The sequence below is a fragment of the Streptococcus ictaluri 707-05 genome, assembly GCF_000188015.2.
Classification (GTDB): Bacteria; Bacillota; Bacilli; order Lactobacillales; family Streptococcaceae; genus Streptococcus; species Streptococcus ictaluri.
This window is the reverse complement of sequence record NZ_AEUX02000008.1, coordinates 79,070-101,183: the sequence shown is the minus strand read 5'-3', so window position 1 is coordinate 101,183 and position 22,114 is coordinate 79,070. Positions and strand designations below refer to the sequence as shown.

18 protein-coding genes and 4 pseudogenes are annotated in these 22,114 nt (G+C 37.1%); 5 read left to right on the top strand and 17 right to left on the bottom strand.

The window, feature by feature from the left end; genetic code table 11:
* Positions 1-99: 99 nt before the first annotated feature.
* The 9 genes and pseudogenes from prsA to nagB form a co-directional block, all read right to left on the bottom strand.
* The gene (gene prsA, locus STRIC_RS10915; RefSeq protein WP_040832582.1) at positions 100-1,131 is read right to left on the bottom strand and encodes a peptidylprolyl isomerase PrsA; all 1,032 of its coding nucleotides are present in this window, start codon (positions 1,129-1,131) and stop codon (positions 100-102) included.
* A gap of 61 nt (positions 1,132-1,192) precedes the next feature.
* Entirely contained in the window at positions 1,193-1,900 is a 708-nt protein-coding gene (locus tag STRIC_RS10910; protein WP_008090719.1) for an O-methyltransferase, read from the bottom strand.
* 146 nt (positions 1,901-2,046) lie between these two features.
* A pseudogene (locus tag STRIC_RS12810) lies at positions 2,047-3,303 on the bottom strand (L-lactate MFS transporter).
* A gap of 92 nt (positions 3,304-3,395) precedes the next feature.
* Entirely contained in the window at positions 3,396-3,938 is a 543-nt protein-coding gene (locus STRIC_RS10900; RefSeq protein WP_040832510.1) for a GNAT family N-acetyltransferase, read from the bottom strand.
* Positions 3,939-4,018: 80 nt separating this feature from the next.
* Entirely contained in the window at positions 4,019-5,821 is a 1,803-nt protein-coding gene (gene pepF / locus STRIC_RS10895) for an oligoendopeptidase F (RefSeq protein ID WP_008090689.1), read from the bottom strand.
* A 9-nt stretch (positions 5,822-5,830) separates the two neighbouring features.
* On the bottom strand, positions 5,831-6,778 hold the full coding sequence (locus STRIC_RS10890; protein ID WP_040832507.1) for a competence protein CoiA: 948 nt from the start codon (positions 6,776-6,778) through the stop codon (positions 5,831-5,833).
* Positions 6,779-6,854: 76 nt separating this feature from the next.
* Positions 6,855-8,006: an MFS transporter gene (locus STRIC_RS10885; RefSeq protein WP_008090755.1), complete on the bottom strand. Its 1,152-nt coding sequence runs from the start codon at positions 8,004-8,006 to the stop codon at positions 6,855-6,857.
* Positions 8,007-8,089: 83 nt separating this feature from the next.
* Positions 8,090-8,806, bottom strand: coding sequence for a pseudouridine synthase (locus STRIC_RS10880; RefSeq protein WP_008090765.1), 717 nt, complete (start codon positions 8,804-8,806; stop codon positions 8,090-8,092).
* Positions 8,807-8,886: 80 nt separating this feature from the next.
* Positions 8,887-9,591 (bottom strand): glucosamine-6-phosphate deaminase, encoded by a 705-nt coding sequence (nagB, locus tag STRIC_RS10875; RefSeq protein WP_008090507.1) that lies wholly within the window; start codon positions 9,589-9,591, stop codon positions 8,887-8,889.
* A 211-nt stretch (positions 9,592-9,802) separates the two neighbouring features.
* On the opposite strand from nagB, the gene queA reads away from it, so the two are divergent.
* A complete protein-coding gene (gene queA, locus STRIC_RS10870; protein ID WP_008090509.1) occupies positions 9,803-10,831 on the top strand; it encodes a tRNA preQ1(34) S-adenosylmethionine ribosyltransferase-isomerase QueA in 1,029 nt (342 codons plus the stop codon).
* Positions 10,832-10,840: 9 nt separating this feature from the next.
* On the top strand, positions 10,841-12,061 hold the full coding sequence (locus tag STRIC_RS10865) for a DUF3114 domain-containing protein (RefSeq protein ID WP_008090648.1): 1,221 nt from the start codon (positions 10,841-10,843) through the stop codon (positions 12,059-12,061).
* Positions 12,062-12,242: 181 nt separating this feature from the next.
* On the opposite strand, the gene STRIC_RS10860 is transcribed toward STRIC_RS10865, so the two are convergent.
* From STRIC_RS10860 to STRIC_RS10835, 6 genes and pseudogenes are all read right to left on the bottom strand, one after another.
* A complete protein-coding gene (locus tag STRIC_RS10860) occupies positions 12,243-13,136 on the bottom strand; it encodes a serine hydrolase (protein WP_008090829.1) in 894 nt (297 codons plus the stop codon).
* A gap of 139 nt (positions 13,137-13,275) precedes the next feature.
* Positions 13,276-14,297 (bottom strand): annotated as a pseudogene (locus tag STRIC_RS10855) (IS30 family transposase).
* A 171-nt stretch (positions 14,298-14,468) separates the two neighbouring features.
* A complete protein-coding gene (sodA, locus tag STRIC_RS10850) occupies positions 14,469-15,077 on the bottom strand; it encodes a superoxide dismutase SodA (RefSeq protein WP_008090650.1) in 609 nt (202 codons plus the stop codon).
* Between the two features lie 98 nt (positions 15,078-15,175).
* A complete protein-coding gene (gene holA / locus STRIC_RS10845; protein WP_008090786.1) occupies positions 15,176-16,213 on the bottom strand; it encodes a DNA polymerase III subunit delta in 1,038 nt (345 codons plus the stop codon).
* A gap of 49 nt (positions 16,214-16,262) precedes the next feature.
* A pseudogene (locus tag STRIC_RS10840) lies at positions 16,263-18,450 on the bottom strand (DNA internalization-related competence protein ComEC/Rec2).
* A gap of 25 nt (positions 18,451-18,475) precedes the next feature.
* Positions 18,476-18,679: pseudogene (locus STRIC_RS10835) on the bottom strand (ComEA family DNA-binding protein); the annotation flags it as partial.
* A gap of 76 nt (positions 18,680-18,755) precedes the next feature.
* Between STRIC_RS10835 and STRIC_RS10830 the strand changes: the two are divergent.
* The gene (locus STRIC_RS10830) at positions 18,756-19,619 is read left to right on the top strand and encodes an IS982 family transposase (protein ID WP_008088535.1); all 864 of its coding nucleotides are present in this window, start codon (positions 18,756-18,758) and stop codon (positions 19,617-19,619) included.
* Here the strand turns inward: STRIC_RS10830 and STRIC_RS10825 are convergent.
* Both STRIC_RS10825 and STRIC_RS10820 read right to left on the bottom strand, forming a co-directional pair.
* Complete coding sequence (locus tag STRIC_RS10825) at positions 19,616-20,122, bottom strand: SLBB domain-containing protein (protein WP_008090608.1); 507 nt, start codon at positions 20,120-20,122, stop codon at positions 19,616-19,618. The genes STRIC_RS10830 and STRIC_RS10825 overlap by 4 nt on opposite strands.
* A 79-nt stretch (positions 20,123-20,201) precedes the next feature.
* Positions 20,202-20,942, bottom strand: a complete 741-nt coding sequence (locus STRIC_RS10820) for a lysophospholipid acyltransferase family protein (RefSeq protein WP_008090687.1) — start codon at positions 20,940-20,942, stop codon at positions 20,202-20,204.
* 124 nt (positions 20,943-21,066) lie between these two features.
* On the opposite strand from STRIC_RS10820, the gene STRIC_RS10815 reads away from it, so the two are divergent.
* Together STRIC_RS10815 and STRIC_RS10810 are read left to right on the top strand one after the other, a co-directional pair.
* The gene (locus STRIC_RS10815; RefSeq protein WP_040832576.1) at positions 21,067-21,831 is read left to right on the top strand and encodes a tRNA1(Val) (adenine(37)-N6)-methyltransferase; all 765 of its coding nucleotides are present in this window, start codon (positions 21,067-21,069) and stop codon (positions 21,829-21,831) included.
* A complete protein-coding gene (locus STRIC_RS10810) occupies positions 21,828-22,094 on the top strand; it encodes a GIY-YIG nuclease family protein (RefSeq protein ID WP_008090652.1) in 267 nt (88 codons plus the stop codon). Before STRIC_RS10815 ends, STRIC_RS10810 begins: the two co-directional genes overlap by 4 nt.
* Positions 22,095-22,114: the final 20 nt, after the last annotated feature.

Here is a 22,114-nt window from a genome sequence, read left to right as displayed (position 1 = left end):
CTCGCAGCAACCGTCATTTTTCTGATTCTCATCTCTTGATAAACAATTCTTAACTAAATTATTATAAGATTTTTTTTGAGATTAGTCAACAAAAATCCTTTATTCTGCAGCTGGCTCTGAAGCAGGTGCTTCCTCAGATGGTGCTGGAGCATCACCAGTTTCTGGTGTTTCAGCTGGAGCTACATCTGACTTAGTCCCATTTTTATCTTTACCAGTTTGTCCTGACTTATCAGTGCTTGCATATTGCGCCAAGATATTAGCAAAAGCTTGATCTTTAATTTTAACGTTAGCCTTGTCTAGTTCTTTTGCAATCACTTTGTTTTGGAAGTTAGTGTCTTTTGTTTTCTCATCTAAGATAATATCTTTGAGACGTTTTTTATAGTGTTTCCAGTCAGATTTCTTTTCAGCTTTCTTAGTCACTTTGACAATGTAGAACTTACTTTGATAAGTTGCTGGGTCTAAAACAGAAATCACTTCTGAAACATCGCCTTCTTTGAGTCCTGTTGCAGCTTTAATCACATCAGCTGTAAGAATAGATGAGCCTGAATCAAAGCTATAGTCAATTTTTTTATCCGCAGCTGTTGTTTTTTCTTTAGCAATAGCAGCAAAATCAGCACCTTCTGTCTTTGCTTCACCTAAGACTGTTTTCGCAGCTTCTTCACTATCTAACGTAATAACTTGAGTTGTCATTTTAGGACTGTAAGCTTCAAAGGCTTTTTTATAATTTGCCTCTGTCAAGTCTTTTTTAGCCATTTCCTTAACAGCATACTCTACCAACATTGTTGTTCTGATTTGACCTTTGTAAGATTCTGGTGTTAAACCAGCTCCTGCAAGGGCATTTGAAAATGATGAGCCATATTGTTCAGCTGTTTTGTTATAGGCTTTATCGACTTCTTTATTAGAAACTTTTTTACCATATTGAGCCTCAAAGACACGAGTCAAGACTAAGTTTAACATGGTTTGTTGAGAAGTCGTTGAGTGTTTAGCTTCATTAAAAAAATCGCTGACAGTAATGGTATCACCTTTCATTGTGATAACGTTTGTATTGTTACTTGTTGAATTACAGGCTGCTAGAGTGACTACTGAAGCCAATGTCACAATTCCAACAAGCAGTTTGTTTGTTTTTTTCATCGTATTAAGAGCTCCTTTTTTCATTAACCAGTATATTATATCATAATTTCTTAAACTTATCTTAATCTGACAGGATAATATTCTCTTGATTTTTGCGAATCATCAGCAAGCCATCACTTAGGGGTAAAAGGCTTGCGGTCAAGCCAGGATGATCAAGCGTTGCCTCAAACAGCGCTTGCAAGCCACGATAAATGGTTCGTTGTCCACGGCGAACCTCTTCAATGGGTTTAACAATATCTCCACCTTGAAAGATATCATCAAAAACAATTAAACCACCCACTTTTAAGCGCTTCAAGACTTCTGGTAAGAAAACAATATATTTAGATTTAGCTGAGTCCATAAAGACAAAATCAAAATCATCTTCTAACTCTGCCAAGAGATCAACAGCATCACCCTCAAGTAAAGTAATTTGATGTCTACTATCATACTTGGCAAAATTGTCTTTCGCAAAACCAATCATTTCGGGATTCCGATCAATGGTGATAACCTGAGCATCAGGTGCATTTTCTGCCATCAGTAAGGCTGAGAACCCTATGGCTGTCCCTATTTCAAGAATCTTTTTGGGTTGTAAGCTCTGTAATAATAATCTAAAATAAGCCACAACTTCATGTTGAATAATCGGAATATTTTCTTGTCTCGCAAATGCTTCTAATTCTGCTAAAAATCCTGAATTTTGCTCTTGTTGTGTTCGCATGAAAGAAAGAATTTCTTCCTTAACTACCGGACGTCGCATATCATGATTTGCATTTTTACTATATGATTTAACCATGAAAGTAGCATATCATAGACTCTTATCGAGTGTCAAGAATAGCGACAGTAGGCGACTTTATTCTTTATTTCTTGTCTGATTTTAACCCAAAAGGTCACTATAAAAACTCTTACAAGAGCTGTAAGAGTTTATGGAAATGCATGTTATTAAAGTGGTAGCTTATCTTTAGCTTGTAATTTCTGTCTAAGGTATAAAGAAACCCCTAAGGCTGCCGTATGCAAGAGGATAAAGACCACCAAAATAATAGTATAACTCTGTGTTAAGTCTAAAATAAAGGCTAATAACATGGGACCAACTAATGCAGAAACTGCCCCTGAGGTTAAAATATAGCCATGAAGACTTGCTAATTCTTTGGCTCCAAAAACATCACTCAAATAAGGAGGAATTAAAGAGAAACCAGCCCCGTAACAAGTCATCAAAATAGCCATTACAAGGACAAATAAGACTGGTGCTTTGAAGACTAAAAGTCCTGCTATCATCACAATATTAACAATAAAGAGTAAAACGAAAGTCAATGGTCGTCCAATATAATCAGATAAACCTGCCCATAACAGTCTTCCAAAACCATTGAAAATCCCCATAATACCAACAATAACTGCTGCAGCTTCTGCTGACATATTAGCTAAATCTTGTGCCATTGGAGCAACGGCTGAGATTAGGCCAAGACCACAGGCAACATTGACAAACATCATAAACCACAAAAGATAAAATTCTTGAGTTTTGATAGCTTGGTTAGCTGTCATACCTTTTGTCATATCAATCTTTTGACCACTCTTGCTTTTTGCCGCTAAGGCTTCTTGCTCTTCCAGTGTAGGCCTTTTAATACCTTAGGCAGCAATAATCATAATCAGAAAGTAAGCTATTCCTAAAATATAAAATGTTTGCACTACCCCTTGTTTAGACATTAAAAATTGAGCAATTGGACTAGTCAGTAAGGAAGCAAATCCAAAACCCATGATCGCTAATCCAGTAGCAAGCCCTCGCTTATCTGGAAACCATTTAATGATAGTCGGAACAGGAGCAATATAGCCTGCACCAAGACCTAAACCTCCAAGAAGACCGTAACCAAGATAGAGCAGCCAAAGTTGATGATTAGCAATAGCCAAACCTGTTAAGAGGTTTCCGCTACCATAGAGAATGGCTGAAATGGTTCCCATCATGCGAGGACCAAACTTTTCAATCAATCTGCCCATAAAGGCTGCTGACATACCTAGGCAAAAAATAGCCAATGAAAAAGCCAATGCAACCGAAGATTGCTCCCAACCTGTCTCCGCCATAATCGGATTGCGGTAAACACTCCATGCATAAGTTGATCCCAAAACCAGATGAAGCGTCACACCTGAGAAGGCAACTAGGCAACGATTTGTTTTTTCACAAAAACCCCTTTTTCTATATACGAATATTAATCATATAATTTACAAAAAATGTTAGGTTTTTAGTTTATAAAAAACTCACTTAGTGTCAAAAAGTATGCTCAAAGATTAAAATTCGAACTTTATCTTTTGCTAGCAACCCAATATCTAGCGATTTCCTGTCCTGCCATCCTGCTTTGTGAATAATCATCAGGAACCTTTAGGCTATTTTCAAAAACACCTCCTATATTTTCAATAGTTTGACGACTTGGGCTATTTCTCACATTTGCTGTAATTAGTACTTTCTCGATAGCACGCTCTGAGTACTGCTTCAAGGCATATACTAACAGTTCTCTCATGATACCTTGTCTGCGATACTCGGGATGCGTTACAAAACCAATATGTCCCCCATATAAGAGCAAGTCTCCTTTATCAATTTGCCAACGACAGCTAATTTTAGCTACAATAACATCATTTAAAAAATAATAATAATGGGTAGCCGTTGACCAGTCAGGATTATCTGTCTGGTACTCTGAACGGTTTAGCTTGGCAAGAAAAGCTGGAAAATCACTGATTTCTTTTACTTCTACAAAACCATTACCATTTTGATTTTCCGTTAATAAAGCTGATTGAAATTCTTGAAAAGCTGACTGATCTGACAGCCTTAATCGACGAATCGTTTTCATTGTCAACTCCTTTTTGAGATGATTAGTCTTATCAAAAAGAGACAGCATTTTGCTATCTCTCAGTTGAATTCAAATGTGAATTAGTGATGAACACCTTTTGTAACAAGCGCTTCTAATTCTGTTAAGCGTTCTTCAAAGACCTTAAAGGCTGCTTCTAGGTAGTCACCTTTTGCCATGTCAACACCTGCTTTAGCAATAACTTCAAGTGGGTAATCAGAATTTCCTGCTTTGAGGTAAGTTAAGTAGTTGTCGATATCTTCTTGACTGCCATGAACAATTTTATCTGCTAAATAACTTGCAGCCGCAAATCCTGTTGCATACTGATAAACATAATAGTTGTAGTAGAAATGGGGAATACGAGCCCACTCATACTGAATGAAATGGTTGTCCTCTTTACTTAAGCCATAATATTTTTCATTCAAAGAAGCATACAAGTGATTTAAAAATTCACTTGTCAATACTTGACCCTCTTGGTCTGCTTTATGAATAGCATGCTCAAATTCAGCAAACTGCGTTTGACGGAAAACGGTTCCTCTAAAGCCATCTAGGTAATGATTCAAAATAGCAAAGCGCTCTTTGTCATCTTGAACTTCTTGTAGAAGGGCTTCTGTCATAATATTTTCGTTTGTTGTTGATGCAATTTCAGCTAAGAAAATACTATAGTCGCCATAGACATAAGGTTGCGTTTCACGCGTAAAGGTTGAGTGCAAGCTGTGTCCTGTTTCATGTACAAGGGTATACAAATTATCTAGAGTATCCTGCCAATTCAATAACATGAAAGCATTGGTATCATAAGATCCACCTGAATAAGCTCCTGAACGTTTTCCTTTATTAACATGCACATCAATCCAACGCTCAGAAAAAGTACAGTGAACACGATCCGCATAATCTTTACCAAAAACAGCTAAGACTTTTTCAGATTTTTCCAAAGCTTGGTCGTAACCAATCGCCAAATCTATTTCTGATAATGGTGTGTAGACATCATACATTTTCAACTCGTCTAATCCTAAAACATCTTGACGAAGTCTCAGATAGCGATGTAGTAAAGGTAGGTTTTTATTGACCGTTTCTAAAAGAGTGTCGTAAACAGCTTCTGGAATAAAGTTGGCAGACATGGCTGCTTGTCTGGCAGAATCGTATTTATGAACACGCGCCTTATAATTTTGAACCTTAACATTGGTTTGAAGAGTCTTGGCATAAGTATGTTGGAATTGCTCATAAGTACTATACATTGCTTCATAAGCTGCTTGACGGACTTGACGATTTTTAGATTCCATTAAACTAATGAAATTGCCATGAGTTAACTCAATTTCCTCACCCTTATCACTTGTGACAGTTGGGAAAATTAAGTCTGCATTATCCAAAATACTGAAGGTTTCTTCGGCACCATTAAAAATTTCCTGTGCACCTGCAAGAAGTTCTTCTTCTGCTTGAGATAAAACATGTTCACGCGCTTTAAATAACTTATCAAAGAAATGAGCATAAGCTGATAAGCCATCCTCTTCCTCAAGAAATGCCTGATAAGTTTCCTCATTCAAGGTCATAAATTCAGGCTCATAAAAGGAAAAGACTTCGCTAAATTTAGCATACAAACCAGATGCTTTTGCCTGGTACTCCTGATATTTGGCGACAGTTGTATCTTGGTCGTTTTTCATGTGAGCATAAACATATACTGTTTCAATGCGTCTAGAAAGTTCTAGATAAGCTTCTGTAATTTCTAGCAGTTTACTAGCAGAATCCAACAAGTGGCCCGCAAATGCTTTGGATTGGTCAATAACCTTTGCCAAATCAGCAATTTCTTGCTCCCAAAGGTCATCTGTCGCAAAAATGGTACTTAAATCCCAAGTGTATTTTTCTTCTAAGTGACTACGATTATCTGACATAAGTTCCTCCTAATTTCTATTCTTTTCCATTTTACCATAATAAAGAGGAGAAAAATGCGTTTGCACCCTCTTATTGGGCTCTTTTTTATAATATCTTTCAAATGATTTGTAATAAACTGACAGATCATCTTGAATTTGGAGAAATCCCTGTTCAGAAGTAATTGGATGAAATTGCGGGAAAAAGCGCGTCACAGGCCAGCTTAAGATATTATCACCTTTTAAGTAGGCTTCTTCTTGCTGTTGCAGCCACCTTGTATTTTTCATAAAAAGAGCTTTTTGTATCTTCTCTAGTAGTTTAGTATCCATCTTTTGTGACAATTTCAATAATTGTTTTTGGTAAGGGCTTCTAAGAAAAGTCATAATATCCTGATTGAATGAACATGTCTTGGTTAAATAGACTACTTTGCCAAACAAATCTTCATGGATCATGTATTGTAATCGTAACTCAGCCCTTTTCTCATCGATTTCCCATAAGTGAAAACCCATCGTCCAAGAAAAATAAAGAAACTGTTTTTGCAAGGTTGTTAACCGTTTTTTTAACCAGAGTTTCTCTCCCAAAAGCCAACGAACCTGATATCCCTGTTCTTGATAGGACTTTGTCCTTTTAGCTAAGGCTAGAAAAGACATAGAACTCAGTTGAACTTCAAGTGCTAGGCAATCATTAACCAGTAAATCGGCCACTTGATTAAGCGATGGGATATACTGCTCTATAACTACCTTTTGTGTCTGACTCAAATTATGGTATAAGCTAGCCTTCAGAGACAGATGCTGTGCTGACTCATTCTCACCATAAACTGAGCAGTGCTTAAGGGTCACGTGGGCAAAGTGAGGTCTTTTAAAGTGACCATTTTTCAAACGAAGTGGACTATGGCAAGCCGGACAAAAAAATGTTTTGGCCGTAGGCAATCGCTCCAGGAGCGAGATAATATGCCCTTGTTCATCTAATGCCGTTAATATCGTTTTGTCCCCCTTATTTTTAGATTCATCTATTTATTCGAAAAGAAAAGAAGCTATCTCAGATAACTTCTTTTCTTTAATCAACTGTTTTAGGTAATAATTGATAAACCATCACATTAAGCACCATCAAGCCACTTGCCATATAAAATGGTGTCATGAAGGCTTCTAAATGAAAGTGTGCTGGAAGCTTGGTCAAAAGTAAAGGTGTTAAAATTACCCCAATATTACCAGCTGTAATAGCTAAACTCGTAATAAAGTTAACATGGTGTTTAGCATAATGTCTGGCAATATAATTAAAGACTGAGGACATGCCTCCTACAAAACTAGCTCCGATCAAAAAGGCACCAGTAAGAAAGAAAAAAGAATGATTGGCTACCGTAAACATAAGGTTGCCAAGTCCCATCATGATAACCATAAGAAGCATAGTCTTTTCTTTTAATAGCTTGGTGATTTTTCCAAATACCAAGCCAATCAGAATCCCACTAAAAGCCAAAACAGTTAGCATATTACTGGCAAAAAAACTAGAATAATGGTAACGACTAACCAGTAAACTTGGAATTTTGATAGTTGCCCCAATATAAGCAATCCCAATAAAGAAAGTCATCAGCATTAAAAGAAAAGCTTTTTTGTCCCATTTAGTAGTGGCTGTTAACGAAAGTTTCTCATGCTGCATTTTAGGAACATAACGATTAAAAAAGAAATAGACAGGAATCACCAATAAATAAACAAGATAAGTATAATTGACACCAATGAGCAGTGCTAAACCAACTAAGAAAGTTGTTAGAGCTTTACCAATGTTTAAAGTGGCTGTGCGAAATCCTATCATACTGGCTCTTGTCTCACCTTCATAAAAGTCACTCATAATACTAATAGACAAGGAGTTGTAAAGACCAATCCCTATTCCTAATAGTAAGCGACAAATCATCACAATGGTAAAATTAACCGTAAAAAACGATACAATACCAGATATCAAAATTAAAATGAGTCCAAGTTCAATCGTACGTTTCTTTCCGAGTTTCGCAACAATGACATTACTCAGTACGACAAAGATAGTAATCATCATAGCTGGTATGGTTACCAAACTTTCAACAGAAGCTAACCCAATAGCTGGGTTTTTGCTATGGTAAAGGCTATAAAGTTTTGGAATAGCTGGTGCAATAGCAAGGTGCGACATCAAAAACAGTGAAATCGACAAAAGGGCTAATCGAGTTGATAATTTATCCTTCATTTATAATCTCCTTGAAAATCTACTTGTTAAAGTATATAAAGTCTAGAGCTTGAGGTCAAGAATTGTGAATTGTTTTATTCTGCTTAATCCAAATAAGTTTTGATTTTCTCTTGTTCATCTAGCGTCAACTCACGATACTGTCCAAGTGCTAAGTCTCCCAATTGAAAAATCCCAAAACTCAATCGTTTTAAACGGATGACTTTTAACCCATAAGCAAGAAACATCTTCTTTACTTGATGAAACTTTCCTTCAGAAATAGTTAATAAAGCATCTGATTGATCAGCAGTAGCCTTTAAAATCTCCAATCTCGCTGGTTTACAGACAGTCTGATCCAAAAAGCTTACCCCTTTTTGAAAAAAAGCGATGGCATCGTTTCTTAAATAACCATTCACCGATACCAAGTATGTTTTATCCACATGGTGTTTGGGGTGTAACATTCGAAAACCTAAAGGGCCATTATCTGTTACTAAGATCAAACCTTCTGTATCTCTGTCCAATCGTCCGATAGGATAGAGACCTTCTTTATGATCTTGATTATCAATCAAATCAAGGATGGTTCGGTGTTCAGTGTCCTTACAAGCTGTCACCACTCCTGCTGGTTTATGAACAATAAAGTAACGATGATTAAGACCTTGAATCACTTTTCCACGAACCGAAATAACTTGCAAGCCCGGATCAACATTTTGATTTCCTTTAATAACTACCTGTCCATCCACCTTAACCGCCTGACTCTTAATTAATGTTTTAACCTGATTCCGAGAGCCTAGGCTACTTATTCCTAATAATTTATCTAAACGCATAAGAATAGTTTACCACAAAAAAAGAAGACTTTTCCTGCAACTAAAAAGGTTAAGAATCCACTTAACCTTTTTCATCCTATTTAATCTAAAAGAGAAGCTGCTACTTGGTCTAAAATGACAACCACATGGTCGTGCTTTTGTAAAATACTAGCAGGTAAAGCTTCTGTTACAGGGCCTTCTACCATTGCCTTAATGGCTTCAGCTTTTTCTTGTCCAAAGGCTAATAAGACAATCATTTTAGATGACATAATTGACGCTATTCCCATAGAAATGGCTTGTTTAGGAACGTCATCAATAGAAGCAAAAAAGCGGCTATTGGCTTCGATGGTTGATGGATCTAAATCAACAATATGTGTTTTTTCTTCAAAAGTTGTCCCTGGTTCGTTAAAACCAATATGGCCGTTACGACCAATACCCAGAATCTGAAAATCAATGGGATGATCAAGAATGACTTGATTGTAGCGATTGACTTCTTCTTGTAAATCTTCTGCTAACCCATTTGGCAAGAAATTCTCTTTAAAAGGTTTTGCATCAAATAAATGCTGGTGCATAAAGTAGTTATAACTTTGATCGTCCTGACTAGATAGTCCTACATACTCATCCAAATTAACACTTGTCATTTGAGAGAAATCAATAGGACTTTTCACCATCTCCTGATAAAAACTTAAAGGTGTACTTCCTGTAGCTAAGCCTAAGGTTTTAGCATCTTTACTCATACTCTCTTTTAAGAGGGTAAAGGCAATTTTACCACCTTCTAATTGATCTTCAACACGAATAATTTTCATTGATTTCTCCTTTTTAATTGGTATAGACCTTTTATCTATTTTTATTATATGGTATATACCAATATCTGTCAAGTCCTGACCTTTTTTAGCAATAGACGACAGATGACGTCTCGAGGGACAAGTGTTATAATAGTAAAGATTTAGCGAAAGGCTTATGGATTACTAAGAGTCGTTCTAACATAGCCTGTATTTGAATTGAAGGAGATATGTAATGAATACCAATGATTTTGATTTTGACCTCCCTGAGGAACTGATTGCACAAACACCCCTAGAAAAAAGGGATAGTTCAAAACTATTAATTATCGATCGTGACAAAAAGACCATGACCGACAGCCATTTTGACCATATTATTGATCAATTAGCCCCAGGTGATACCCTAGTTATGAATAACACGCGCGTTTTGCCTGCTCGCCTCTATGGTGAAAAAGAAGAAACACATGGTCATGTGGAACTCCTTCTTTTAAAGAACCTGCAAGGAGATCAATGGGAAGTCTTAGCAAAACCAGCCAAACGCTTAAAAGTGGGAGCTAGCATTTCCTTTGGTGATGGGCGTTTGAAGGCGACTGTCCTTGACGAATTAGAGCATGGTGGACGAATTGTTTCCTTCAGTTACGAGGGAATTTTTCTTGAAGTTCTGGAAAGTCTGGGTGAAATGCCTCTTCCTCCTTATATTCATGAAAAATTAGAAGACTCAGAACGCTATCAAACCGTCTACGCCAAAGAAAACGGATCTGCTGCTGCACCTACAGCTGGCCTTCATTTTACCCAAGAGTTACTTCAAAAAATTGAAGCCAAAGGCGTTCACCTCGTTTACCTAACCCTTCATGTAGGTCTAGGGACTTTTAGACCCGTTTCTGTTGAGAACGTCGATCAACACGACATGCACTCTGAGTTCTACTCTCTTTCTGAAGAAGCTGCTCAAACCTTACGAGAGGTTAAAGCTTCTGGAGGACGTGTGGTGGCAGTTGGAACCACGTCAATCCGTACCTTAGAAACTATCGGTAGTAAATTTAATGGACAGATCCAGGCAGATTCAGGATGGACCAACATTTTTATTAAGCCAGGCTATGACTTCAAGGTCGTTGATGCTTTTTCGACAAACTTCCACCTGCCAAAATCAACCCTTGTGATGCTTGTCTCAGCCTTTGCTGGACGTGAATTTGTCTTAGAAGCCTACAAACACGCCGTTGACGAAAAATACCGATTCTTTAGTTTTGGCGATGCCATGTTTGTCAAATAAATCAATCTTATGAAATATGTTGGAAAATGCATCGCTTTTTTGCTATTTCTTACTTTTCTATGGCATTTTGGTCAATTAGAAAAGGAACGCTTAAGCTTTGAAAGCAAGTATAGGGCTTATCGTGACCTTATCCCCCTCTTTTATAGGGTTCAAAAAAAACCTCAGAATTTAAGTATTCCTCAAGAAAATCAGCTCCGAAAAGACATTTTAATCTATTCGAAAAAATTAGTGGAAGATGGTTGGTCTTACCAAGCCATCAAAAAAGGCTTTTTTAAAGAGCTAAAGCCAGAAAAAACGTCTTACTCTTTTAAAAAGCACTATCAGGCCATACATACCATTGGCTCAGTTGCTTTTGAGAAGCTTTGGTCCCAAGAGCCCACGGCACAAACTACTATTGAAGCCGAAAGAAAACTAAAGCTTCTTCTCAAGTACCTCAGAATGCCTAGTGAACTTAGTGGCAAATCACAAGAAACCAAAAGGCTTCTAAATCGCTTTTCTTCTGAGTTAGATCCTTCTCATCCTTTTTGGGATCGACTGTCTTTTTTGATTCAACTTTATTATAGTCATGAGGAAAAAATCCCCTATACCAGTCTCAATCGACAAATTCATCAATTACGTTACTTGATTTCATCACAGCAGATGCAATGGGTTCGTAACCATTTTGGTGGTCAGGCTCTTAATGACTCAGATGCTCTAGCCAAATACCTAGCCACCTTAGATGAAGAAGCATACAGTCTTTACGAGTCCTCTCGCTATCACAATAAGGTGGCCAGTGTTACAGATCAAGAGGGAAATTTTCAGCCTCTTTACTCAGATAATAAACCTCAGTCCAATTACAAAGTGTTAGTCCACTTTCACTCCGAATTTATTCTATCGGAATCAGGACAATTTCTGGTTGCTTTAGATCCTGATAACTTAACAGAAAATAGTATTATTAACGGCGCCTCCTTTAACTATGGTAACCAAAATAATGATCTCCATAAGCTGCTTGATATCGATCCCATTGATTACTTTGACCCTGAGTTTATTGAAAAAGTACTTATTAACCAAGACAAACCATTTGCGGTTCCAGATATCCAACAACAAGCGGATAAGCACCATCCAATCTTCAGCCGACATGGAAAATCTGCTAAACAATTAATCAAAGCAGCCATCAAACAATTCAAAAAATTGCTGGAACACTACCAGAGTAACCAGCAAGTCAGTCCTGCTGTATCAGAGTCACACTAATGACTGCTATTAACACAAAAGAGTCTGGGACAAAAAGATTTTCATTTTAGAAATTCTACATTACCTGTTCTGATTTGTTAACAAAATAGAAATAAAAACGAACAAAGACAGCTTATCAAAGTTTTAAGTCTATCTTTGTTCGTTTTTTCTAATTGTCGACGAGCTTTTGTCCCAGGCTCTTTTAGTCTTTATTTTGATTAACACGGTGCCATTCGTTGATGACATAAGTGAGATTTACCAATTGGTTATATCCTAAGACATCGACTTCCTCTGAATTCTCATCGGCACCACCCAGGTAAGCTGAGTAGAGCGCAATGAGGTAGGGTGACTTCTCACAGACAATTGCTCCCACATTGAGCGCTTCTCGGACATAACCTGGCTTTTGATAGATGCTGATATCGGATAAGTAGGTCTTATAATAAAGATTTGGAAAGGATTCTCCAATAAAGTATAAAATATCTTGGTATTTATCTTGATGTTTCCATAAATAGTCCAGAACTTGAAGGTAATAATCTGTTGTCGTTTTATTGCCTTCTTTTTGAATGGTCGGGATTTGTCCCTTAGCTTTTCCATAACGCCCTAAGGCGCCATAAAAAGCATTCATACCACCCAAGCGTTCTGCTAAAGCATAAGCAGGAGTATTTTCAGAATATACTAAGGAATATTCTTGCATATCAGGAATGGTCATGGCACCAGCAAACTGAGCAACATAGGCATCATGTTCTTTTTGGTATTCATATCCTGACTGGGTAATGTCAAAGCGCTCAGTCAAGGATAAATTCCCTTTAACCACTTCATCAACAACTAACATATTTAATGGAAGTTTATAGGTGCTTCCTGCTGTCATAGGTTGATTGTCATTCATCGAAAAGACCTTACCCGTTTCTAAATCTTTGTAAGAAAAAGCAACTTTTGAATAATCAATCCCAAACTCATCTAAATAGGCCTTGACCGTTCTTTCTCTTTTTATAGAGCCTTTATTGGCAGTCTTTACAATCAAAAAGATCACTAGTGACATCAAAAATATGAGACCCAACACACTAATAATCATTACTTTTTTTCTATCCCTAAACACCTAAATTCTCCTAACATTTCTATTCTAAAGAATTATCTCAAAAATGCAAGGTAATTGATGAGGATAGACTATTATTTTTTATTTCCGCAAGTTGTCAAGTCAAGTGCAACCAGTTCATAGATAACTAGAGTTCCAGATGTTAAGCTGTTCGGGATAGATCAAACAGGAATTTTGAGGATTGATATTGAAGAAGTCGTCTTGGGCGCTCATTGATGGCAGTAATATAATTGTCAAGTTCTTCAGAGGTTAGTGGATTAAGTGAGACTCCTTTAGGGACATATTCTCTGAGGAGGCCATTGAAGTTCTCGTTTGTTCCTCTCTCATGTGAAGAATAGGGATGTGCAAAGTAAACTTCAACAGCTTCTAAGTTTGAGAGTAAACTAAACTCAGAACCATTATCCGCTGTGATGGATGCAATAGGATACTGACTGATGAGATGCGTGACAGCTCGGTTAATGGTTTGGGACTGCTTGTCTTCTAGCTTAACTCCTAGTGCATAGCGTGTCTGGCGCTCTACCAAAGTCAACATAACAGCTTCACCTTTGGTTTCTTGCCGAGAACCAAATCAATCTCCCAATGCCCAAATTCAGAACGATCATTAATATATTCTGGACGTTCTTCGATAGATTTACCTAAAGTCTTCTTATTCGTCTTCATGACTTTCTTAGAACGTTTTCTGATACTAACCATCTTAGGCAAATCGATTGGTTTAATAGCTAATACCCCCTCTTTGATATAACGATAAATCGTTTTGGTAGAGGGGACGACTTCTTCAGGATGGTTCACTTTGTAAGTCTGAACAAAACTATCCACACTATGGAGACGAATGTTAGCCGTCAAGGCAGATTCTAATTGTTCAATGAACCTAGCGGAGCAGTCATTCAACTTGAGATAAGAACTCTTTTGACGATTGGTTTCATAGACACGTTGCCCACTATCAGCAAAATAGGCGTTGAAGAAGGTTTGTTTTCCATTCTTATCCTTTACCTGTTCTACTGAACCACGTTTTATTTCTCGGCAGATTGTAGAACGGTGACGACCCAAGAGTCGAGCAATCTCAGCGGGTTTCTTTCCCATTTTAAGATAAGCAGCAATTTCACCCCGTTCTGTGGCTGAAAGATGAGAATAGGATGATTTTCTGGTAGAATTAATGTTGGACATGTTCATCTGCTTTCCATACTGAATTGGGGAATTCTAGTATATCAGACGAACATGTCTTTTTTGTTGCACTTCATTTTACAACGCGGGATTATTTTTTATTTACTCAAACCATTTAAAAATCTCTCCAAAGACATCTTAAAAACCAATCTCCTTTGAGATTGGTACCATGTGTTATGCTTTTGCTGCTTGATAAAGTTCAGAGACTTTTTTCCAGTTAATAATCTCAAAGAATGCTTTGATATAATTTGGACGTACATTACGATAGTTTAGGTAATAAGCATGTTCCCAAACATCGAGTGCCAAAATTGGTTTTTTACCTTCTGAAATAGGTGTATCTTGATTTGCAGTTGACGTGATTTCAAGTTGACCTTCTTTGTTAACAACTAACCAAGCCCATCCAGAACCAAAACGTCCTGTTGCTGCGGCAGTAAATTGTTCTTTAAAGGCATCAAAAGAGCCAAATGCTTGGTCAATAGCAGTTGCTACATCTTCAGTGATGTCTTGTTTTTCAGGTGATAATAATTCCCAGAAAAGAGCGTGATTTAAATGTCCACCACCATTGTTGATAAGGGCTTGACGAATATCAGCTGGAATAGAGGTTACATCTGATAGTAATGCTTCTAAGTCCTCTCCGATTTCTGGATGCTTTTCAAGCGCTGCATTAGCATTCGCAACATAAGTCGCATGGTGCTTATCGTGATGAAGCGTCATTGTTTCAGCGTCAATTTGTGGTTCAAGAGCGTCATAAGCGTATGGAAGTTCTGGTAAAATAATAGCCATTTTTCGTTCCTCTTTTCCTTTATTATAGCTCTATCTTATCGCAAAATAAGGGAGCTTTCAACTAATTTGATTATAGAAAAGAAAGCGTTTACTCTCTTTTAATTAGAAAGCGTTATTAATTTAAGCAAGGCAATATCAAAAAGATAATCTTTATCGTAAAGGCCACTTTTAATCTGATAATCTGTCTCAATTAGTATTTTGATGGCTTCTTTTAGAAAAGGTTGTGATAATGTTCTTGAGTCTCTAATCGCATATTTGACTTGATAAGGATTGACCCATCTGCCTAAAAAATCAGACAAGTTAGTCACTATCTGACCTTCACTTTTACCTGACTTAAGTAAAATAGCTATTTGTAAGAATAAACGAAGCTGACCTAACATAATGGCAATTAGTTTAATGTCATCTTCGCCAGATAACCTTAAATCATGAACTAATTCTCTAGCATCGTCTACTTTTTTTTGCAAAATACAGTTAGTCAACTCAAAAATATTATCTTGTAAACTTTTGGGAATAGCTTGGTCAATATCTTCTAAAGTGATTGATCCTTCTTTTTTGAAGGATTTGAGAAATGCCAAATGTTTACTTATCTGACTAAACTCATAATTAGATGTTACCAATAGCTTATCAAACACACCGCTATCAAATCTTAGCCCCATTTGTTTCGCTTGCTTTTGAAAATACTGCTTTAGTTCATTCTCATTTAATGGGTTGGCTTCTAAAATAAGCGCATCTCTTTTCAAAAGTTTCACTAAGCGACGCTTACCATCCAGCTTACCTGGTGCCAAAATAATAAGTCTACTAGTTTCTAGTGGTTTTTCTAGATAAGCTTCAAAAGATTTTAAGTCTTTCTCTTTCAAATATGACTTTTTACTGGTGGTTAAATCTAGAAAATGGTCAAAGATAACAAATTTGTGATCCGCAAAAAAAGGCATGCTTACTAAGTCCATTTCAGCATCTTGATAAGGAGTTTCAGACATGTCAAAATAAGAGTAAGTTAAATCTTCTTTGTCAAAAGCAATGGCTTTCATCAGAAGGTCTTTCATTTGACTAAACTGTCCAACATCTTCACCTGTAATAAGGGTTAATGATCCGATATTATCTTTATGTAATTGTGCTACTTTTTCTATTGCAATCATACTATTATTATAACATCTTCTAAGTCAATTCTTATCCATTAATGTGAGCTTATCGACAAGTTTCTATTTGCCATTGTCTCCAACCTCGAAAACGAATAGCACCCTGCTGATCTGTCCGATAATAGCTAATGAAATCGTTCAAGCGTTTCTTGATGGGGATGTTTGTAACGGTTATGTTCGCCTGCAGACAAGAGTGCTATTTTAGGATTGATATGATCTAACAATGCTTCACTGGAAGACCCTTTTGATCCATAATGTCCTGCTTTTAGAATATCTACTGGTAAATGAGGGTAGCGTTTTCGTAAAGCTTCTTCTCCTTCAGCTTCCAAATCACCTGTAAAGAGAAAGTAATGGCTTAAAAGTTTACCATACAGGACAAGCGAATCATTATTCTTACCATCGCCCATTTCCCAAGGATAAAGAACATGTAAATGACTTCCCATGATAGGAATTTTGTCACTAGCTGATACTACCCTAACAGAGACCTTTAATGCCTTAAGTCTCTTCACAAATTGACCAGAACTTAAACTACCTTGACTGATTAAGATTTCCCTTACTCTAAAAGCCTTAACAACTTCTTCCATATCTCCGATATGATCTGTATCGGTATGCGTTAACACAATCTGATCAATCTTTGTCATTCCTCGGCTACGTAAGTAAGGAATAAGAGTTTTTTCTGCATTGCTTGTGCTATGCCTTTGTCGCCAGCTTTCTTGCCTACCAAACTGCACAATGCCTCCGACATCAATTAACAAAGTCTTATTTTGCCAATCGCGAATAAAGATACTATCTCCTTGACCAATATCGACCATAGTTACTTCGTTACCCAATGGCCAACTGATACTGGCTATAGTCAGAAAAAAGACCATAGAAGACACAAATGCTTTTATTCGATGAGATCGGTGATCATACCAATAAACTAAACAAGTCAAACATAAGAGCAAGTGGAGCAATTGAGGACTTCCAAAAACTATTGGTTTACTAAAGCATTGGCCTAGAAGTATCATGAGTTTCTCCAATCCAACAAAGCCGATGTTAAACAGACTCATCTTTAAAAAAGGAGATAAGACAAATGACAAGGTTAGTAGGGGTAATAATAAGCCATCAAAAAGTAAAGATAAAAAAGCAGTTAAAACAATGGAAAGAGGATTAAAGCTTGCAAAATAATAAAGCAATAAAGGTAACATCCCTACCGTAATAGCAAAAGTCATGGCTAAGGTTTTTTTGAAACCTTCTAACTCTTCAAAGGATAGACTAGTTAACATAAAAGCATAGGCAAAAGAAAGCACTCCTCCTATGGTCAACAGAAAATAAGGGTCCCAAACAAGCATCACCAAAAAAGTTATAGACAAATTATCTAGTCCTTTCAAGCCTAGATGTCTAAACTGTGCTTGCATAAGACTTCTAATGACTGAGACACTGTAACCTGTCATTCCCGCATAACAAAAGGCAAAGAGTAACTCCAACACACATATAGTAGCTAGGGGGATATTAAGTAAGACCAATAATCGTCTGAACAGTTGTAGAAAAAAGCCAACTTGCATCCCTGATAAAGCAAAAAGATGAATAATGCCTAATTGGCTATAAAGCTCTGTCATTTGACCAAATGACTTATCTAAATAACCAAATAAGAGTCCTGTCATATAATGACTCATTGGCTTTGGAAACTTCTCTTGACTCCAAACAATAGCTGCTCGTCTCAGATAATGACTATAGTCTCTTAAATGTCTTATTTTTTGAGTCGTCAACGAATTAATATCATTGACTCTTATGATGTGATAAATTCCTTGATTCCTTAAATAAGCTTGGTAGTCAAAGCCATTAAAATTACGTTTTCCAGTCACTTTTTCCAGCTTTAAATCACCTTTTAACCTTAAGAATCCTGTCTCTTTCTTAAAGCGATCAGCCTCTTCTTTCTGAGTGAACCTGTAAAACACTTGGTAATGATTAGTACGATAACGTCCAGTAAAAGCCATTTGGTCACCATTAATCGTGATGCTGTCTGGAATAATATCTAGATAAGGAATACTTTGGGGAGCACTTGCCTCCGCACGGCTAGCTTGACTATTTCGATAAGTAAAAAAGCCAGAAAATAAGGATAATAGCAATAAAATGAATAAAGTCTCTTTTATCCCAAAACGATTACATAATAAAGCAAGGGCTATAATAGCTAAAATCAATAAAGACAATTGGTAACTATAAATCGTGTAAAAAAGAAGCATGACTAAAAATGCCATTTGAATCGGCCTAAGAGGAAAGCTTTTAATCAAGACGAATAGCCTCTTTGAGCCTTTCCAGTGTTTTCTCTCCGATACCAGATACTTCTTTTAAGTCTTCTAATTTTTTAAATCCCCCTCTGCTATCTCTGGTATCGATAATATCTTGAGCACGTTTAGCACCTATTCCAGAGATTTCCTGAAGTTCTGATAAACTTGCCTTGTTAATATTAAGTTTACCCGTGGTGCTAGTTAATCTCAAAATACAATAAAAAGCCCAAAAGGACTATACTGTAAGTGCCTACACAAACAGGAGGTTAGTCCAAATGAGCCACTTACAGTATACAGCTAAATCCCATCACTTACAATGGAATATGCGTCAATTATCAAAAATTTGTTCTCAGTTTTATCAAGATTATTGTCCGGAAGACTTCAAACACCGTCGTAACGTCTGTCTGTCCAAAGTTTCAGACCAATCTCTTCTAGTTTTACTGCTATTACAAGCTGAACTAGGTATTAAATCACAACGTCACTTTTATAGGATTTGTCAGCTATTTCCCTGCGGTACATTACTAGAAAGAAGTCGCTTTAATAGGCGTGCAAGACAGTTGATTTGGCTGGTTCAAGTGATTCGTCAGGCAATGAACACTCAAATTTCTCCCAATACCATTGTTATTATAGACAGCTTTCCTTTGCCACTTTGTCAATCTATTCGTAACCACAGGGTCAGACTTTTCAATGGGATAGCTAATATTGGTTACACCGCCTCTAAACATATGTGGTTTTACGGTTTTAAGGTTCACATGCTAGTGACCTTATCAGGCTACATTCTGAATTATGTTGTCAGCCCAGCCTCTGTTCATGATATTAAGGCAGTTTACGAGTTGCTAGAAAGGTGTGAACAATCCGTCATTTTAGCAGACTTAGGTTACCTTAACCGTGAGCTGAAAGATGAGTTGAAGCAAAATGGCTATCACCTCTGGACTCCCTTGCGTCAAAATATGGAAGGGGCTAAACAGCATAATCATTGGAAACTAATGGCTATGAGACGAACCATTGAGACTAGATTTTCAGAACTTTGTTCCCTTTTTGATATGGAACGAACACTGGATAGGGGCATGACAGGGCTGCAATTGAGGATTGAACAAATCATACTAGCTTACAATTTGAGATATTTTGAAATTAACTAGCACCATGGGTTAAGTTTGTCTTTTCCAACTCCTTGAGAAGAAGTCACGCTCATACTTTCCTTTTCTGTAACATCAATCAGAGACCTATTTTCACCTTGACGTGCCACATAAATTAATTGCTCGTCACTTAATTTTTCAGCCAGATTAATAGCCTCTTTATCAGCCTCTGCCTTTAAACCTCCTGCTAAAGCAATCGCATCGGTTAAGCGACTTCCTTTAGCTAATTGATAGACACCTTCTTTTTGGACAGCTCCTTTGATGTCGACCATTATAGTGGTATCTTCATTCATATCAGGGCTCTCTTTTATTGCTGGACTAGCCGTTTTGATAACTTCTTGAACTTTTGGAAAATCTGGACTTGACTGTTCTCTTTTTTTAGGGCCAATCAAAAAGAGTGCCACTAAGAAAAGATTAGCCATAAGTAAAATAAGACTTATTAGACCAGACAAGGAATAATACCTCTCCCAAATTCCTTTAATATTTTCAATCCATTCTTCAATCATTTTGTCACCTCATCATTATTATTCGAAAAAGAAACCAAAATCATTCCAATAACATAAAAAAACACATCACGTGATGTGTTTAAGAACGATGTTTATCTGGATCCCAGACAAAACTTGCAAGGTATGAAAATATCATCGTTAACAATAAAACAATAATCAACAGTAAAGCCAAGGGAACACGATAAAGATAAGTTAAAACGTGCCGAGCTTTGCCAGGTTGGAAAGGGGCAATTTCCTGATCAAGACGATCAAATTCAGTTTGGATACGTTGCGTGACTTCTTCAATACCTTCAGCTGACATGCGCTTAATATCAGACACATCAATCGCATCTCCGAAATTCATGTCAACCCTTTCTCCTGCCAATAATCCCTTAAGCGTCATTGGCCCTTGATAAACAGCTGGTAAGATTTTCACTTTGGCCATTTTAGCAATAACGGCTACCCCACCTTTAACATCTTTAGAATGACGACTACCACTTGGAAACATCAATAAGGAACGCTTACTCTTTTTCAACATATTGACAGGATAACGAATGGCGTCAGGACTTGGGTTCTCACGATCAATAGGGAAAGCACCACACATCTTAATCCACCAAGCAAAAAGACGATTAGTAAATAATTCTTTTTTCGCCATGAAAATGAATTGTTTGGGTCTTGCTGCAAAGGCCATATAGACTGGATCCCAAAAGGTTCTATGGGGAGCAACAAGGATATAATTTTCCTTCTTATCCAAGATTTTATCTTCATTATGATAATGGGTATTACCATTAACAACCCACAATAAAAAGACTACCAAACCACGTAAATATGCGTAAAACACTGGAATCTCCTTTTTCACTATAATCTTAATTATTGTATCACGAAAGCAACTAATCTCAAAATGAAATCGCAAAAGAGAGAAAGACAACTTGTTCAAATTTCTTTATTTTTGCTATAATGATGCTATGACTAAAATGCAATTACAAGAAGGCGAACGTATTGATCAGCTTTTTTCAAGTGACGTTCAAATTATCCAAAATAAAGCGGTATTCAGTTATTCTATTGACAGTGTCTTGTTATCTCGCTTCCCCAAAATGCCCTCCAGAGGACTGATTGTGGATCTCTGTTCTGGTAATGGTGCCGTGGGGCTTTTTGCCAGTACACGGACTAAGGCGCCTATTGTCGCTGTCGAATTACAAGAACGCCTAGCCGATATGGCTAAACGCTCCATTTCTTTAAACCAGCTCCAAGACCAAGTCACTATGATTTGTGATGATTTAAAAAACCTTCTAAATCATGTGCCACGTTCTGGTGTTGATTTGATTTTATGCAATCCCCCTTATTTTAAAAGCCGCGAGAGCTCAAAAAAAAATGTGTCTGAACATTATTTATTGGCTAGACACGAAATCACTACCAATTTGGAAGAAATTTGCCAAGTGGCTCGACATGCGCTCAAATCAAATGGTCGCTTAGCCATGGTACATCGGCCTGATCGTTTCTTAGAGATTTTGGATGCTTTGCGTCAAAATGGATTAGCTCCTAAGCGCCTGCAATTTGTTTACCCCAAGTTAGGCAAAGATGCAAATATGCTCTTAATTGAAGCTATTAAAGACGGCTCTATTGAAGGCATGAAGATACTTCCTCCCTTAATTGTTCATAAGGATAACGGAGACTATACAGATCATATCTACGACATTTACTTTGGTCAAAAAAAGGGACAAAACTTATGACCAGTAAAAAAGCCTTCATGTATGTTCTTGAGTGCTCAGACCAAAGCTTATACACAGGTTATACCACTGATATTGAAAAACGTTTGAAAACGCACAATGCTGGTAAAGGCGCCAAATATACACGCTGTCGCTTACCCGTTCGTTTGCTCTATTATGAAACTTTCGGCAGTAAGCAAGAAGCCATGAGCGCTGAAGCACTCTTTAAGAAACGAAAAAATCGTGCTGCAAAATTAGCCTATATCGCTGAACATCATAAAAAATAAATAAAAAACCAATCACTATC

Coding starts and splice junctions, on each gene's coding strand:
- STRIC_RS10825 (WP_008090608.1), bottom strand. CDS start 20,122: ATGATTGAAGAATGGATTGAAAATATTAAAGGAATTTGGGAGAGGTAT.
- nagB (WP_008090507.1), bottom strand. CDS start 9,591: ATGAAAATTATTCGTGTTGAAGATCAATTAGAAGGTGGTAAAATTGCC.
- STRIC_RS10880 (WP_008090765.1), bottom strand. CDS start 8,806: ATGCGTTTAGATAAATTATTAGGAATAAGTAGCCTAGGCTCTCGGAAT.
- STRIC_RS10815 (WP_040832576.1), top strand. CDS start 21,067: ATGACTAAAATGCAATTACAAGAAGGCGAACGTATTGATCAGCTTTTT.
- STRIC_RS10910 (WP_008090719.1), bottom strand. CDS start 1,900: ATGGTTAAATCATATAGTAAAAATGCAAATCATGATATGCGACGTCCG.
- STRIC_RS10900 (WP_040832510.1), bottom strand. CDS start 3,938: ATGAAAACGATTCGTCGATTAAGGCTGTCAGATCAGTCAGCTTTTCAA.
- STRIC_RS10830 (WP_008088535.1), top strand. CDS start 18,756: ATGAGCCACTTACAGTATACAGCTAAATCCCATCACTTACAATGGAAT.
- STRIC_RS10865 (WP_008090648.1), top strand. CDS start 10,841: ATGAAATATGTTGGAAAATGCATCGCTTTTTTGCTATTTCTTACTTTT.
- prsA (WP_040832582.1), bottom strand. CDS start 1,131: ATGAAAAAAACAAACAAACTGCTTGTTGGAATTGTGACATTGGCTTCA.
- holA (WP_008090786.1), bottom strand. CDS start 16,213: ATGATTGCAATAGAAAAAGTAGCACAATTACATAAAGATAATATCGGA.
- pepF (WP_008090689.1), bottom strand. CDS start 5,821: ATGTCAGATAATCGTAGTCACTTAGAAGAAAAATACACTTGGGATTTA.
- sodA (WP_008090650.1), bottom strand. CDS start 15,077: ATGGCTATTATTTTACCAGAACTTCCATACGCTTATGACGCTCTTGAA.
- STRIC_RS10885 (WP_008090755.1), bottom strand. CDS start 8,006: ATGAAGGATAAATTATCAACTCGATTAGCCCTTTTGTCGATTTCACTG.
- STRIC_RS10810 (WP_008090652.1), top strand. CDS start 21,828: ATGACCAGTAAAAAAGCCTTCATGTATGTTCTTGAGTGCTCAGACCAA.
- queA (WP_008090509.1), top strand. CDS start 9,803: ATGAATACCAATGATTTTGATTTTGACCTCCCTGAGGAACTGATTGCA.